The organism is Mesorhizobium escarrei, assembly GCF_935825525.1.
Lineage (GTDB): Bacteria > Pseudomonadota > Alphaproteobacteria > Rhizobiales > Rhizobiaceae > Mesorhizobium > Mesorhizobium escarrei.
Window position 1 is genome coordinate 14,717 of sequence record NZ_CAKXZT010000147.1, and the last position, 15,443, is coordinate 30,159.

Below are 15,443 nucleotides of genomic sequence, written 5' to 3' on the forward strand. Positions count from 1 at the left end.
CCGAGTTCATTTCGCCGGATTGATCCAGCCGTTCGGCGGTCCGAACCCGGCCATCGCATCGGCCGGGCCCCAAGTCCCCGGCTCATAGAGGTGCGGCGGGGTCGAGTCGCCGAGCACCGGGCCGACGATCCGCCAGGCGAGCTCGCTGGCGTCCTGGCGGGTGAACAACTGGCCGTTGCCGTTCATGGCATCGCCGATCAGCCGCTCATAGGGCGGCATGTCGCCCTTGCTGTCGTCCAGCGCGGTGAGTTCGACCTGCTCGCCGATCATGTCGTCACCAGCGGCCTTGCGCTGGGCGCCGATCGAGATCGCCACCTGCGGGTCGATGCGGAAACGGACGTAATTCGCATCTCCGGGTTTGATCGGGTCGAAGACGTCGAGCGGCGGCCGCTTCAAACGCACGATGACCTCGGTCGCGTGCACCGGCATGCATTTGCCGGCGCGGATGAAGAAGGGCACGTCCCGCCAGCGCCAGGTGTCGACGAAGAAACGCACCGCGGCGAAGGTCTCGACCGGCGAATTTGGCGCGACGTCCGGCTCGCTGAGATAGCCTTTGAATTGGCCGCGCACGACATCGTCCCTGGTCAGCGTCCGGATCGCCCGCAGCACCTGCACCTTCTCGTCGATCAGATCGTTGGCCGAGCGGCCAACGGGCGGCTCCATGGCCAGCAGCAGCAGGATGTTGAGCAGATGGTTCTCGATGACGTCGCGGATGCAGCCGACCTCGTCGTAGAAGCGGCCGCGACCCTCGACGCCGAAATCCTCGGCCATGGTGATCTGCACGCTCTCGACGAAATTGCGGTTCCAGATCGGCTCGAGAAAGGAATTGGCGAAGCGGAAATAGAGCAGGTTCTGGATCGCCTCCTTGCCGAGATAATGGTCGATGCGAAAGATCGACTGCTCGTCGAACACCAGGTGCAGGACCCGGTTCAGCCAGCGCGCCGATTGCAGATCGTGACCGAAAGGCTTTTCCACCATCAGACGCGCGCCCTGGGCTGCGCCCGACTGTTCCAGCCCCTGGATGACCGTCTCGAACATGGTCGGCGGCACCGCCAGATAGTGCAGCGGGTGCTGTGCGGCTCCGAGCGCGCTTTTCAGCTTCTCGAAAGTCGCGGCGCTGCGGTAGTCGCCGCTGACATAGCGAAGCAGCGAGGCAAGTTTCGCAAAGATTTTTTCGTCGACCTTGCCGATGTCCCTAACGATGCCGTCGCGGGCCTGCGCTTGCAACTGCTTCAGGTCCCAGGCATCGAATGCGACGCCGATCACCGGCTCGGTGAGCGTTCCCTTGGCCACCATGGCGTAAAGTGCGGGGAAGATCTTCTTATGGGCGAGATCGCCGGTCGCCCCGAAAAGCACCAGCGTGTCGGACCGTTCCTGGTTCATGAGCGTGCGTTCCCTGTCACGAGCCGGTCTTCGGCTTTTCGACATGGCCGCCAAAGGCATAGCGCATGGCGGACAGCAGCTTGTCGGCGAATTCGGATTCGCCTTGCGAGGAGAACCGGTCGAACAAGGCCGAGGACAGAACCGGCGCCGGCACGCCGGTGTCGATCGCCGCCTTCAGCGTCCAGCGGCCTTCGCCGGAATCCGAAACCCGTCCGCCGAACTGCGTCAGCCCCGAATCGGACTTCAATACGCCCGCCGTGAGGTCGAGCAGCCAGGAGCCGATGACGCTGCCATGCCGCCAGACCTCGGCAACCTGGGCGATATCGATGTCGAACTGGTAATATTGCGGGTTTTCCAATGGACTGGTTTCGGCGTCGGCCGTCCGCTGTCTCTTGCCCGCATTCGCCGACTTCAGGATGTTCATGCCCTCGGCATAGGCGGCCATGACGCCGTACTCGATGCCGTTGTGGACCATCTTGACAAAATGGCCGGCGCCACTCGGCCCGCAGTGGAGATAGCCGAAGGGGGCGGTTCCGGCATCCTTGCCAGGGGCGGGCGCCCCGGCATCGGCGCCCGGAGCCAGGGTGGCAAAGACCGGATCGAGATGCTGGACCGCGCTGTCAGGGCCGCCGATCATCAGGCAATAACCGCGCTCGAGGCCCCAGACGCCGCCGCTGGTGCCGACATCGACATAGTTCAAGCCTTTCAATGCCAGGCGCGCTGCGTGGTCGACAGCCTCGTGATAATAGGAATTGCCGCCGTCGACGATGATGTCGCCCGGCTCCATCAGGTCGGCCACCTGATCGACGATCCGGCTGGTGATCGCCGCCGGCAGCATCAGCCAGGCGCTGCGCGGCTTGGCCAGCTTGCCGACGAACTCCTCCATCGAAGCGGCTCCGATCGCGCCAGCCGTCACAAGGGCTGCAACGCTGGCCGGGTTGATGTCGTAGACCACGCATTCGTGGCCATCGCGCAGCAGACGCCGCACCATGTTGGCGCCCATCCTGCCCAGTCCCATCATTCCGATCTGCATGTTTCTCGTCCTGCTTCCTTGAGGGATAGAAGATCTACTGGCTATTTTTGGAGCATGACCTTTTCCGAAAACCGGTTTCCACTTTTCGGGATCATGCTCGAGTCCAGCTTGTCGATACTGACGGAAAAGTCGACATTCTCCCAACAGCCGGCATCGGGCCAGAAAAAAGTAAAGACGATCGTGTTGCCCGGCGGAACATCGGCAACGGGCAGGTCCGTGAGATGGATTCCGAAGGCATTCTCGGTCGTCTCCGCGTCATGGACGGTCGCCCAATCGTCGCTGCTCCAATGGACCACCGCCCGGGCCAGCAGTTCGAGGCGCAGCAGCTTGCCGGCGGCCATGGCGCGGAGCTTGTGATTGAAGCGCCATGTCCGGCGCGGCGCCGCGGTCCTGTCCTCGATGTAGCGTTTCACGCCTTGCGGCGGCATGTCGAAGACGGCGCCGTCGCTGAGCGAGCGCAGCAGCTTGATATGCTCCGAATGCGCCCAGACCAGCGGCATGGCGCTGCCCGACGGTCCGCCGTGCCGCAGTTCGCGTTCGGCCATGTCGGGACCATCCCAGACCTGCTCCGGCAGCAGGCCGCCAGACCCGGCAGAATCCTCCAGGGTCTTTAACAGGCTCGCTGCTTTGTCCCTGCGTCCCGCCGCCAGTTCGTAATGGGCGCGCTCGCCGACCAGCAGCGGCCAGGGCCGGCCCTGACCGGTCCCGTCGAAGGGCGCGCCGTCGGCGTGCTCGCCATAGCCGTCGCTGGTATATCGATACCAGACAGGCCCCTGCGGCAGGTCGCAGCGCAGCCGCGCATCGATGACCTTGACCGTGTCGACGATGCGCGGATCGTCGGCGGCCCTGAGGCCGAAGCGTACGAGCGCCAGCGCATCCGGGCTGACGATCGCCTCGGCCGGCCGGTCGCTATCGCCGGGCGGCCGGTTCTTGATCGGCACATAGCCGTCCTTCGGCGACGCCGCACCGGTGGTGTCGGGCGGCGCGATGCGGACGTAATGACCTTTGACGCCGACCTCTTCGCCGAGTGGAGTGCCGGTGACATAGGTCCAGCGCTCGATCTGGTCGTTCCAGACGTCGGCGGTTTCCCGCAGATAATTTGCCGGCTCTGCTTTGCCGCAAATTTCGAACATGTCGGCCGCGGCTAGCAGTGCAGCGGTCTCGACGGCCAGCGTGAACGGGCTGTAGCCGGCATCCTCTTCCCAGCGGTCTTCGCCGGTGACCGGACCGTTGCGCACGACATAGGAAGCGGCGCGCTCGATCATCGGCATGAAGGAGAGCAGCGCGGCGTCTGCCAGGTGCCCAGCCCGGCGCAACGCATCTGTGAGCAGCAGCGGAAACGCGCATTCGTCCATCTGGATGCCCGGCCAATAGGCTGATCCGTCGAGCCAGGTGTTCTGCGGCCAATGCCCATCCGGCTGCTGGATCGAGCGGAGATAGGCGAGGATCTCAGCCGCTTGCGCCGGATCGCCGGCGGCGAGGAAGCCGCCTGCGGTTTCGACCAGGTCGCGCGGCCAGACCAGATGATAGCCGCCGATATCGTCGTCGCCCTTGCTGAAGCCCCACGGGATCGACAGGCTGGCGACGGCCGCGCCGGTGGATGAGCGATGCGTTGCCAGAACCGCCGTGCTGAGGCGATAGGTGTTGATCCCCGCACCATGCCGGTCCAGCGGCAGCAAGCTAGCCTGCCACTCCCGCCATTTTTCGACATACGATTCGGCTGCGGGCGCAAAGCCTAGCTTCAGGCTGGCCGAGGCATTTTGCGCCGCCTCTTGCGGCGTCGTTCCGAAACCCAGCGCCAGCAACGCCTTCGGGTTCGCAGCCGAGAAGCCGATCTCACCGGTCAGCGCGACATTGCCGTCCTCGGCCCTGCGGCAGGCCGGGTCGAGCCGGCCGTCACGACGGAGTTGCTGCCAGCCATCGGAGACACCGACATAGCCGGCCGAGCATGCTCCCCAAGGCAGCGACGAGGCGAGCGCCAGGCAGGCGCGACGCCCGGACGCAAACAGGACAGGCTTTCCCTCGTAGTCGCCGACCCAGGCGGTGTTGCCCATGCCGGCGTTGACGAGGTGCGGTGCCAGCAGTGCGTAGACGCGGTGGTCGGCAACCGGGCCTCTCAGCAGCGTGAAGCTGATCTCCTGCAGCAGAACGGGACGTTCCGGATCCGTGATGATACGCTTTTCGATCTGGTAGGTGCCATGGGCGGCGGTGTTGACCAGCCTGTAGGCGGGCACTCCATCCTCGAACGGCTCAGTGCTGTGCACGGCATCGCGCTTCTCTTCCGAGAAATAGCCGCCAGGGCCGGTGACGACCAGCCCCATGTCGCGGGTGCAGGCACTGTCGAGGCTGGGATAATAGACCTCGTTGAGGATACCACGGCTGATCGTGAACCAGATAGGGCAGGCCGGCGAAAGCGCGGTTCCGACGCCGCTCTTGGCGCTTGACGTCCAGCGCGCCGGAATTCCGGGTGCGCCCAGCGCGTCAGTCAGCGTCGCTGCCATCTCGATTTCGGTCTCCTGCCCCACCCCTAGACCAGGAGCCGAAGCCTTTTCAATCATTGCACCGCAAGTTGGTCGTCAAACCGTCACCGATCGCTGTTGACAAGTGCACCCATCTAAATTTGTCTGACAATATTGAAACGAGGCCGCCATAACAGCAACCAGCAGCCAACAACGACAATCCATGGGAGGATAACACATGAAGAAGATACTCGTCTTGAGTGCCCTTGCGGCGATGCTCGCGTCAGGCAACGCGCTTGCCGACACCAGCGACAAGAAGATCGCCTTTTCCAACAATTATGCCGGCAATTCGTGGCGACAGGCGATGCTCAACAGCTATGCCATCGTCACCAAGAAGGCGGTCGCCGACGGGGTGGTGGCAGCCGCGGACATCTTCACGACGGCCGACAAGGAAGTGCCGACCCAGGCGGCCCAGGTGCAGAACCTGATCCTGCAAGGCTATGACGCCATCGTCATCAACGCCGCCTCGCCGGACGCGCTCAACGGCGCCATTAAGCAGGCCTGCGATGCCGGCATCGTCGTCGTCTCCTTCGACGGCATCGTCACCGAGCCCTGCGCTTATCGCGTGGTCGTCGACTTCAAGGACATGGGCAGGCAGGAAGTCGAGCAGATGGCCAAGTTCCATCCCGAGGGCGGCAATCTGCTGGAAATCCGCGGCCTTGCCGGCACGTCGATCGACGACGCCATCCATGCCGGGATTCTGGAAGGCGTCGCCGCTCATCCCAAGTTCAAGATCGTCGGTTCGGTGACCGGCGACTGGGATCAGACCACAGCACAGAAGGCGGTCGCGACAATCCTGCCGTCGCTACCGGAAATCGTCGGCGTCGTCGATCAGGGCGGCGACGGCTATGGCGCGGCACAAGCCTTTGCCGCCGCCGGCAAACCGCGCCCGACCATTATCATGGGCAATCGCCAGGATGAGCTGCAATGGTGGAAGGAACAGAAGGACAAGGACGGCTACCAGACCTGGTCGGCATCCATTGCGCCAGGCGTATCGTCGCTGGCCTTCTGGGTGGCGCAGCAGGTGCTCGACGGCCGCACGGATGTGCCACACGATCTCTTGGTGCCATACCTCGCCTTCACCCATGATACCTTCGAGGCCGAGCTGCCGAACATTCCCAAGGGTGGTGTCGCCAGTCACGAATACACGCAGGAAGACGCCATCGCGGCGATCAAAGCCAACATCAAGTGAGCGTGGCACACCCAATGTCGCATGCGTCGCCGACCGGATATCGCTAGGGATGCCCGAGGCCGGTACAGAGATCATCAGGCTGGACGGCGCCGAAAAACATTTCGGCGCCGCCAATATCGACATCATCAGGCTGGACGGCGCGGAAAAACATTTCGGCGCCGTCCGTGCGCTCGCGGGCGTCGATTTCCACGTTGGCGCCGGCGAGTGCGTCGGCCTCGTCGGCCATAATGGCGCTGGAAAGTCGACGCTCATGCATATGGTGGCCGGCACGCTTATGCCCGACAGCGGGCGGATCGCGGTGCGCGGCCATGTCGAGGACAATTATTCGGTGCCGCGCGCGCAGCAGCTCGGCATACGCTGCGTGTTCCAGGAGCTGTCGCTGTGCCCGAATCTCAGCGTCGCCGAGAACACGCGCATCAACCACACGACGCTGCGCGGCTTCGGTTGGCGGCGCAAGGCGGCCGATCTCATCGCGGCCAAGCTCGATGAGATTTTCCCGGGCCACAGCATCTCCGCCTCCGACATCGCCAGCGACCTTTCCATCGGCAGGCGGCAGATGGTCGAGGTGGCGCGTGCCTTCACGGTGACGCAGGATCCGCTCGAGCTGGTGATCCTCGACGAGCCGACGTCCTCGCTCGACGCGCATACGGCCGGCCAGTTGCTGGGTTTCGTCCGGCGCTTTGTCGCCGGGGGTAAGAGCTGCATCCTGATCTCGCATGTTCTGGGCGAGGTGCTCGGGAATGCCGATCGCATCGTGGTAATGCGCGACGGCAACGTCGTTGCTTCAGATGCGGCGAAGGCTTTCGATCGCGACAGGCTGGTGACGACCATGGGAGGAGCGGAAGCGCGTGAGAAGATCGCGGCCAAAATCGCGACTCAGAAGCCGGAGACCGGCCCGTTGCGGGTCCGAGCCCGCCCGGCGCGGCAAGAGGACGGCAACGAACTTGTCGCTCATGCGGGCGAGATCATCGGCCTTGCCGGGCTTGCCGGCCATGGCCAGACCGATCTGCTGCTGGCGATCTTCGCCGCCGCCGCGCGCGCCAAAACCGGCATCGAGGTCACCGCGCCGGTAGCACTGGTGGCCGGCGACCGCCAGTCTGACGGGATTTTTCCGCAATGGTCGATTGCGCAAAACATCGGCATCCGCTCGCTGAAGCGATTGCGCAATGGTCTGCTGATCTCGCCGCAACGCGAAGCCGAACTCGCAACCTTTTGGCAAAGGAAAATCGGCATCCGCACACCCGACATGAACAACAACATCTTCTCGTTGTCCGGCGGCAACCAGCAGAAGGTCCTGTTTGCCCGGGCGCTCGGTTCCGACGCGGAGATCGTGCTGATGGACGACCCGATGCGCGGCGTCGATATCGGTACCAAGCTCGAAGTCTACGACCTTCTGCGCGAAGAGGCTGGCCGCGGCCGCACCTTCCTCTGGTACACCACGGAAACCGAAGAGCTCGACAATTGCCACAACGTCTATGTCTTCAAGAACGGCCGGATCGTCGCTAATCTTACGCGCGATGAGCTGACGGAGGAAAAGATCATCCAGTCCTCGTTCGGCGACGCGGCCTGAGATGACGGCAGCACCCGCCGAGACCGGCCTCAAAGGTTCCTCCGAGCGCGGCAGGCTGGCGCGGGCGCGCCTGTTGCGCGGGCTGCTGCCGGCAATGTCGCTGGTGCTGGTGCTGCTGGCGATCGCCTGGCTCAATCCGCGCGCCATCAGCTATTTCGGCTTCAGCCTGATGCTCAATTTGGCGATCCCGATCGCCTTGGCGACGATCGCGCAGATGTTCGTCATTGCCGGCAACGAGCTGGACCTGTCGATCGGCACCTTCGTCGGTTTCGTCGGCTGCGTCACGGCGACTTGGCTGAAGGACGCGCCGCTGGTCGGCGCCTTGATCCTGCTCGGATCGATTTGCGTCTATGCATTGCTCGGCGCGCTGATCTATCTGCGCAATTTGCCTTCGATCGTCGTGACGCTCGGCATGAGCTTCGCCTGGCAGGGTCTGGCCATCCTCATCCTGCCGAAGCCCGGCGGCAAAGCGCCGGACTGGCTGCTGTCGCTGATGGCCTTCAAGCCGCCTTTCATTCCGTTCCCGATCATTGCCGCACTGCTGATCGCGGCGGTCGTTCATTTCGGGCTGATGCGCACCTCCTATGGCGTGATCCTGCGCGGCTCGGGCGGCAATGCCGCGGCTCTCAGCCGTGCCGGCTGGTCGCTGCTCAAGACCAAGGTCGTGCTTTTCGCACTGGCTGGCCTGTTCGGCGTTTTGTCCGGCATGGCCCTGATCGGCATCACCACCTCGGCCGATGCCAATATCGGCAATGGCTATACGCTGCTTGCGATCGCCGGCGTCATCCTCGGAGGCGGCGAATTCGTCGGCGGCCGGGTATCGCCGATCGGCGCGGTGATCGGCGCACTGACATTGGCGCTCGCCGCCTCGCCGCTGCTGACCTTCATGCACATCCCGCCCGATTGGCAGGTTGCCGCCAATGGCGCCATCCTCATCATCGTGCTGGCGGCCCGGGTGCTGATCAGCCGCAGGGAGAGGTGAGCGATGGCCTCGTTGCGATTGCTGCTCGCCAAACCCTGGATCTGGTCCTTCATCGGCGCGCTGCTGGTGTGGCTTGCAACGATCGCCTTCACCGGCGGTTATGGCGGTGGCGGCATGATCACGGCAGCACTTTCGCTCGCCGTCTTCACCGTCATCGTCGGTGTCGGCCAGATGTTCGTCATCACGCTCGGGCCCGGCAATGTCGACCTGTCGCTGCCGGCCAATATCGGCCTCGCCAGCGCCGTCGCCATGAAGGTGATGGACGGCAATGATTCAATGATCGTCGTCGGGCTGCTGGCGGCGCTGGCCTGCGGCATGGCGATCGGCGCCGCCAATTATCTCTTGATCTGGGCGCTGCGTATTCCACCGATCATCGCTACGCTGTCGGCGAGCTTCATCATCCAGTCGATCGACATCAGCTATGGCCGCGGCCTGCAGATCAAGCCGCCGCCGGGCTTCGCCAGTTTCACCAACTGGCAGATTCTTGGTATTCCGGTGCTGGCGATCCTCACCGTGCTGTTCTCCATCGGTGCTGCTATCGCGCTGCAGCGCATGATTTATGGCCGTTCGGTGCTGGCGATCGGCCAGAACATCCGCGCAGCGTGGCTGGCCGGCGTCAATGTCGGCCGCATCCGTTTCCTCACCTATACGCTGTCGGGCGCGCTCGGCGGCCTCGACGGGGCGCTGCTCGCCGGCTATTTCCGTGGCGCCAATGTCGATATCGGCAATGAGTACCTGCTGGCCTCTATCGCCGTGGTCGTCATCGGCGGCACGTCGGTGGCAGGCGGCAAGGCCAACGTGCCGGGTGTCTGGGGCGCGGCCCTGTTCCTGGTGCTGCTTTTGACGATGCTCAACACGTTCGGCGTCAGCGCCGGCGTCCGTCTGTTGCTGACCGGCATGATCATCGTCGGCGTCATCACCGCCGCTGGCGGGCAGAAAGCGCTGCGCTGAAGTGGCGGCCCTTGGCAGCGCTGACCCTGTGTCACCTCATACATGCTTGCGGCCGCCGGCTTCGCGGAACCAGCTGTCGGGATAGGGATACCACCAGTCCTGAATCGCCGGCTTGTGATCGATGATCACCATCTTGGAGCGGCGGAAGGCATCCAGCCCCTGGCGTCCAAGCTCGCGGCCGAGGCCCGATGCCTTCCAGCCGCCGAACGGCAGCGCGTCATTGTCGATCAGCGGATTGTTGACCCAGACCATGCCGGCTTCAAGCCGCTCCGCAGCCTCATGCGCCTCGACGAGATCGGTGGTGAAGACCGAGGCGCCGAGCCCGAACGGGCTGTCATTGGCAAGTTCTATCGCCTCATCGAAATCCTTGACCCGGCAGATCGCGGCGACCGGTCCGAAACACTCTTCGCGCACGATCGCCATATCGGGGGTGACGCCGGTCAGGATCGTCGGCTCGTAGAACCAGCCGACATTGTGCGCCGGCGGAATGCGGCCGCCGGTGACCGTCTTGGCACCGCTGCGGATCGCTTCATCGACCAGCCGCATGACTTTTGCCCGTGCCGCCTCGCTGACCAGCGGTCCGATCTCGGTCTTGTCGAGGCCGTTGCCGATGCGCAGCGCACGTGTCTTCTGCGCAAACAGCTCGACAAAGCGGTCGTGAACGGCATCGACGACGAAGAACCGTTCGGCCGAGGTGCAGACCTGGCCCGTAAGATGGAACGCGGCAGTGACGCTGCCGGCAGCTGCGACGTCCAGCGGGGCATGTTGGCTGATGATCAACGGATCGCTGCCGCCGGCCTCGATAACGCAAGGCTTCATGCGCTCGGCGCAGGCGACGGCGACGGCCTTGCCGGCGGCGACCGACCCGGTGAAGGCGACCGCATGGGTGCGATCGGAAGCGATCAAAGCCTGCGCGGTGGCCGCCCCGCCCGGCAGGCAGGAAACCAGGCCCTCCGGCAGACAGCGGAACACGGTCATGTAATCCAGTGTCGACAATGTCGTCGCTTCGGCCGGCTTGATCACGCAGGCATTGCCGGCGGCAAGCGAAGCGGCGACGGTCCAGCACATCAGCAGGATCGGGAAATTGTAGGGCATGATGTGCACCGACGTGCCGTAGGGCTCGTAGCGAGCATACTGGAAGGAACCGGTCTGCGTCGTGCCGGCAATCTTGCCGGCGTCGTCACGCGCCATTTCGGCGTAGTAGCGGAAGATCGGTGCACAGTTGGCGATCTCGCCGATTGCTTCCGGATAGGGCTTGCCCATCTCGCGCACCATCAGCTCGGCGCAGCGCGTGAAGTCGGCCGCCTCGATGGCATTGGCGACAGCATGCAGATGCCTGGCGCGGCTCTTGGCGTCGAGCTTTTTCCAGGCAGGTTGCGCCTTGGCCGCAGCGGTGAGCACTGCGTCGATCTCGCCGTCGGTTGCAGCCGCGATCGCGCCGACGGTTTCCAGCGTCGCCGGATCGATTGCCGGTTGTGCTGCATCGGTCATCGGCCGATAATCCGGATTGACGAAGAAGGCCGGCCGGTCAGGTGAAAAGTCCATGGTCGTCCTTTCAAGCCGCTCAGCGGATCATGTAGACCTTCTTGATGGTCTCGTGGACGGTGCAGACGCCCTTCCAGTCCTGCGGAAAGAACGCCGCCGTATCCGGTTCGATCTCGATCACCTCGCCGGATTCGTGGACGTAGGTGCAGCGGCCCTCGAGGAAATGGCAGAATTCGTCGCGGGTGACGTGGCAGTGCCATTTGCCCGGCGTGCACACCCACAGGCCACATTCGGAGCGGCCCTCCGGCCCCTTGTGCAGCAATTTGCCGGAGGTGCGGGATTCTCCCTCGATCATGGTGGGGATGACGCCCCAGTCGACCAGGTCGGTGAGGGCGAGCGGCGATTTCATGATCGGTGTCGGCATGTCGTAAAGCTCCAATGGCCGGCTTCACGCCAGCATGTAGATGTTGCGAATGGTCTCGTGGACGGTGCATTCGCCCGCCCAGCCGGCCGGGAACATGACCACCGTGGCGGCGGAGGCTTCTATCACCTCGCCGTCGTCCGATCGGTAGGTCGCGCGGCCGGCAACGAAATGGCACAATTCGTCGCGCGGGATCGCCAACCGCCAGCGGCCGGGCGTGCAGACCCAGATGCCGGATTCCGGCTGGTTGTTCGGCCCCTTGTGGACCAGCCTGCCGGTGGAGTGCGAGGTGCCTTCCAGCACGTCGGGCTGGGCGCCCCAGTCGACGAGGTCGGTGCGGGTCGAGGCCTGGTGGAGATGTGAGGCGGAGGAGGTCATGTGGGAGCTCCGCGGGTGAGACGCTCATTTTCGGGAGGCGTTCGCTCTACGGCGCCCCCCTCTGTCCTGCCGGACATCTCCCCCACTTGGGGGGAGATTGGCAGCGTCATTTGCCGCGCACATTCTTCAACGCTGATGATTGGCGAAAGCGGTCGCGACATCCGATCTCCCCCCAAGTGGGGGAGATGCCAAGTTTTGGCAAAGAGGGCAGGCCAGAGGGGGGTGCCTTGGCTCGGCATAACGAACATCGCGCTCACAGCAACGTCTCCAGCAGCCCCGCCGCCTTCTCCGGGCCGTTCTGCGCCTGCATCTGCGCCGACGTCTTCGCCAGCTTGGCCCTGATTGCCGGGTCGGTGAGGCAAGCTTCAATTTTCGCGATCAGCTCGGCGTCGTTCCAGTGGTAGCGCGGCATGCCGAAGCCGTGGCCGGTTTCCTCGACCCGGGTCGCGTTGTCGTGGCCATCCCAGACATAGGGCATGATGATCGCCGGCTTGCCGAAGTAGAGACACTCGGTAAACGAGTTGTTGCCGCCATGGTGGATCACCGCATCGACCTGCGGAATCACCGAGGGCTGCGGAAACCAGCTCTCGACGATCACATTGTAGGGCACTTGCACGTATTGGTCCTTGTAGCCGCCGACATTGACCAGCGCCCGGTAGTGCGTCTTGCCCAGCGTTGCGATGATGCGCTTCAGCAGATCGACATCGCCGGCGCCAAGGCTGCCGAACGAGACGTAGAGCAGCGGCCCGTCATTATTCTCAGCAAAGGTCGGCACGGTGTAGGGCTTCTCCTGCCGCACGCAGCCTTCCAGATACTGGAATTTTGCCGGGTCGAGCGGATGGCGGCGCTTGAACTTTGCCGCCTCGGGATAAAGCAGCAGGTTGAGGTAGGGCGAGGCCTCGAAGAACTGGCCGATCGGATACGGCGCTTCGTTGTTCGCTTTCAAAAACGCATTGAAGTCGTCATGAATCGGCTTGATGACCGCGTTGAAATGGTCGCGGTAGCGCTGATGGCAGGCGTGGTCGTTCTCGCCGCAGCCGGACAGATGCGGCGGGATGTCCTCGTCCTCGATCTCGTTTTCCGAGCAGGAGATGACGCGCACCCACGGCTTGCCATATTGCTTGATCGCCGGGAACAGGATGACGTTGTCGACGCAGATGACGTCGGGCTTGATCGTCGCAAGCACGCCGGGCAGGTCCTTCTCAGCCCATTTGGCGCTGTCGACGATCGCCGTCCAGCAGTCCTTCACGTAGTTATCGACCTGGTCGTAGGGCGATTTGTGAAAGTTCGGGATATGGCCGTTGATGAAGTCCTCCCAGAACTTGGCCATTTGCTCGGGCGGCATCGGCTCGGACAGGTTCACCGGATGCGCCTCGAAGCCGTAGCCCTTGTAGACGTCGACGAAGCCGGGATCCGACAGGAACACTGCTCTGTGGCCGCGCGCCTCGACCGCCTGGGCGATGCCGACGGAATTGAGCGCCGGGCCGTAGGCCGCTTCGGGAAAAAACGCGATGGTCTTCTGCGCCATGAAAGTTCTCCTTCGATCAATCTGCGAAAATTCTGACGTCGGCGGCATCCCAGCCGAGCTCGACCGCATCGCCCGACGTGACCGGGCGGCGGTCGGCGGCGTCGGCGGTGACGCGCACCAGGAACGGTTTTTGTGACAGAGCGGTGCGGACATGCAGCTGCAGGTCGAGTCCGTGATAGGCGAGCGCCTCGACGATGCCGGCAACACGGTTGGCCGTCTCTGGCGGTGGGAACAGCCGGATGCGCTCGGGCCGCACTGAAGCGACCGCCGCAGCTCCGGGCGAAAGTATTGCGGGAACCGTGCCTGATATCCGCGCACCATTGGCCGCCAGCACCCCGTCGGCGGCGGCTTTGCCCGGCACGAAATTCATGACGCCGATGAAGTCGGCGACGAAACGGTCGGCCGGACGCTCATAGACCGCATGCGGTGTGTCGCATTGCAACAGCTTGCCGTCCCTTAGCACCGCCATGCGGTCGGCCATGACGAGTGATTCTTCCTGGTCATGGGTGACGATGACGAAGGTGATGCCGACTTCGTGCTGCAGGCGCTTCAGCTCCAGTTGCATGGCGCCGCGCAATTTCTTGTCGAGCGCACCGAGCGGCTCGTCGAGCAGCAGCAGCCGCGGCCGCTTGACCAGCGCCCGGGCAAGCGCGACGCGCTGCTTCTGGCCGCCCGACAATTGCTCCGGCTTGCGGTCGGCGAAGGCGACGAGCTCGGTCGTCGCCAGGATGGCATCGACGCGGGAGCGGATTTCGTTTGCCGGCAAGCGTTCCATTTCGAGGCCGTAGGAAACATTGGCCCTGACGCTCATATGCGGAAACAGCGCATAGGATTGGAACATCAGATTGACCGGCCGCTTGTTGGGCGGAATTTTGGCGATGTCGCGGCCGTCGAGCAGGATGCGGCCACCATTGGGCGTCTCGAAACCGGCCAGCATGCGCAGCAGCGTGGTCTTGCCGCAGCCAGAAGGTCCAAGCAGAGCGAAGAACTCGTTCTCTCTGATATCGAGCGAGATGCCGTCGACAGCCGTCACCCGGCCAAAATTCTTCGACACCTTGTCGATCGCCAGCAGCGTGCGGGGCTCGCTCATTGGCCGATGACTCCGCGATTGAGCCGCTGCGACAGGGTCAGCGCGGTGATTGAGACCGCCATGACGATGGTCGCCAATGCATTGATTTCCGGCGTGATGCCGAAGCGGATCATCGAATAGATCTGCATCGGCAGCGTGGTCGAGGCGCGGCCGGCGCCGGCGGTGAAGAACGCGATGATGAACTCGTCGACCGAAAGGGTGAAGGCGAGCAGCGCGCCGGCGACGACCGCCGGCAGGATGACCGGCAATGTCACCCGCCTGAAGGTGGTCACAGCCGAGGCGCCTAGATCGGCGGAGGCCTCGACGATCGACCAGTCGAAGCTTTTCAGCCGCGCGCGTACCACCGAGCAGACGAAGGCGAGGTTGAACACGACATGGGCGAGGATGATGGTGTGCAGGCCCAGGGTGAAATCGAGCATGGAAAAGAAGCTGAGCAGCGCAACCGCCAGCACGATGTCGGGAATGATCATCGGCGCAAAGATCAGCGCCTCAAGGCCGCTTCCATACTGCCGGCGCATTTCGACGCCGATCGCCAGCAAGGTGCCAAGCAGCGTGGCGATGGCTGTCGAGACCAGCGCCACGATCAGCGTGTTGAGGGCGGCGGAAAGGATCGCGGCGTTTCCGGCGAGCGAGGCATACCATTTCAGCGAAAAGCCCGACCAGACGGTCGGCAGCCCGCCTTGATTGAAAGACAGCGCCACCAGCACGGCGATCGGAATGTAGAGGAAGGCGAAGACGAGGACGAGTGTCGTTCGCAGGCCGAAGATGCGGGCTGGAGATGAAGTCATGGCTGACGTCCGATGGCCTGGAGGCAAGCGGGCGGCGAGCGTACTTCTCCCCGTTTACGGGGAGAAGATGCCGGCAGGCAGATGAGGGGCGGCGCCCAACATTGCCGACGCTTGCGCCGCCCC

13 protein-coding genes are annotated in these 15,443 nt (G+C 63.9%); 4 read left to right on the plus strand and 9 right to left on the minus strand.

Features of this window, described 5'->3' with window-relative positions; translation table 11 throughout:
• Positions 1-6 precede the first annotated feature (6 nt).
• From zwf to NMG80_RS25220, 3 genes are read right to left on the minus strand one after another with little or no spacing between them, the layout of a single operon-like run.
• Positions 7-1,383: a glucose-6-phosphate dehydrogenase gene (gene zwf / locus NMG80_RS25210; RefSeq protein WP_254020612.1), complete on the minus strand. Its 1,377-nt coding sequence runs from the start codon at positions 1,381-1,383 to the stop codon at positions 7-9.
• 16 nt (positions 1,384-1,399) lie between these two features.
• Entirely contained in the window at positions 1,400-2,416 is a 1,017-nt protein-coding gene (gnd, locus tag NMG80_RS25215; RefSeq protein ID WP_254020613.1) for a phosphogluconate dehydrogenase (NAD(+)-dependent, decarboxylating), read from the minus strand.
• A gap of 41 nt (positions 2,417-2,457) precedes the next feature.
• Entirely contained in the window at positions 2,458-4,917 is a 2,460-nt protein-coding gene (locus NMG80_RS25220) for a glucan 1,4-alpha-glucosidase (RefSeq protein WP_254020614.1), read from the minus strand.
• 196 nt (positions 4,918-5,113) lie between these two features.
• On the opposite strand from NMG80_RS25220, the gene NMG80_RS25225 reads away from it, so the two are divergent.
• From NMG80_RS25225 to NMG80_RS25240, 4 genes are read left to right on the plus strand one after another with little or no spacing between them, the layout of a single operon-like run.
• On the plus strand, positions 5,114-6,127 hold the full coding sequence (locus NMG80_RS25225; RefSeq protein ID WP_254020615.1) for a substrate-binding domain-containing protein: 1,014 nt from the start codon (positions 5,114-5,116) through the stop codon (positions 6,125-6,127).
• Between the two features lie 49 nt (positions 6,128-6,176).
• Entirely contained in the window at positions 6,177-7,697 is a 1,521-nt protein-coding gene (locus tag NMG80_RS25230; protein ID WP_254020616.1) for a sugar ABC transporter ATP-binding protein, read from the plus strand.
• A gap of 1 nt (position 7,698) precedes the next feature.
• Entirely contained in the window at positions 7,699-8,679 is a 981-nt protein-coding gene (locus NMG80_RS25235) for an ABC transporter permease (RefSeq protein WP_254020617.1), read from the plus strand.
• A gap of 3 nt (positions 8,680-8,682) precedes the next feature.
• On the plus strand, positions 8,683-9,630 hold the full coding sequence (locus NMG80_RS25240; RefSeq protein ID WP_254020618.1) for an ABC transporter permease: 948 nt from the start codon (positions 8,683-8,685) through the stop codon (positions 9,628-9,630).
• Positions 9,631-9,666: 36 nt separating this feature from the next.
• Here NMG80_RS25240 and NMG80_RS25245 read toward each other — a convergent pair whose 3' ends face one another.
• The 6 genes from NMG80_RS25245 to NMG80_RS25270 all read right to left on the minus strand — a co-directional run bounded on the left by NMG80_RS25245 (position 9,667) and on the right by NMG80_RS25270 (position 15,320).
• Positions 9,667-11,175 (minus strand): aldehyde dehydrogenase family protein, encoded by a 1,509-nt coding sequence (locus NMG80_RS25245; RefSeq protein WP_254020619.1) that lies wholly within the window; start codon positions 11,173-11,175, stop codon positions 9,667-9,669.
• 19 nt (positions 11,176-11,194) lie between these two features.
• Positions 11,195-11,539: a cupin domain-containing protein gene (locus NMG80_RS25250; RefSeq protein WP_023800538.1), complete on the minus strand. Its 345-nt coding sequence runs from the start codon at positions 11,537-11,539 to the stop codon at positions 11,195-11,197.
• Between the two features lie 24 nt (positions 11,540-11,563).
• Positions 11,564-11,914: a cupin domain-containing protein gene (locus NMG80_RS25255; RefSeq protein ID WP_254020620.1), complete on the minus strand. Its 351-nt coding sequence runs from the start codon at positions 11,912-11,914 to the stop codon at positions 11,564-11,566.
• A 253-nt stretch (positions 11,915-12,167) separates the two neighbouring features.
• Positions 12,168-13,442, minus strand: a complete 1,275-nt coding sequence (locus tag NMG80_RS25260; RefSeq protein WP_254020621.1) for a glycosyltransferase — start codon at positions 13,440-13,442, stop codon at positions 12,168-12,170.
• Positions 13,443-13,458: 16 nt separating this feature from the next.
• On the minus strand, positions 13,459-14,532 hold the full coding sequence (locus NMG80_RS25265) for an ABC transporter ATP-binding protein (RefSeq protein WP_254020622.1): 1,074 nt from the start codon (positions 14,530-14,532) through the stop codon (positions 13,459-13,461).
• The gene (locus tag NMG80_RS25270) at positions 14,529-15,320 is read right to left on the minus strand and encodes an ABC transporter permease (protein ID WP_254020623.1); all 792 of its coding nucleotides are present in this window, start codon (positions 15,318-15,320) and stop codon (positions 14,529-14,531) included. The genes NMG80_RS25265 and NMG80_RS25270 overlap by 4 nt, the downstream gene beginning before the upstream one ends.
• Positions 15,321-15,443: the final 123 nt, after the last annotated feature.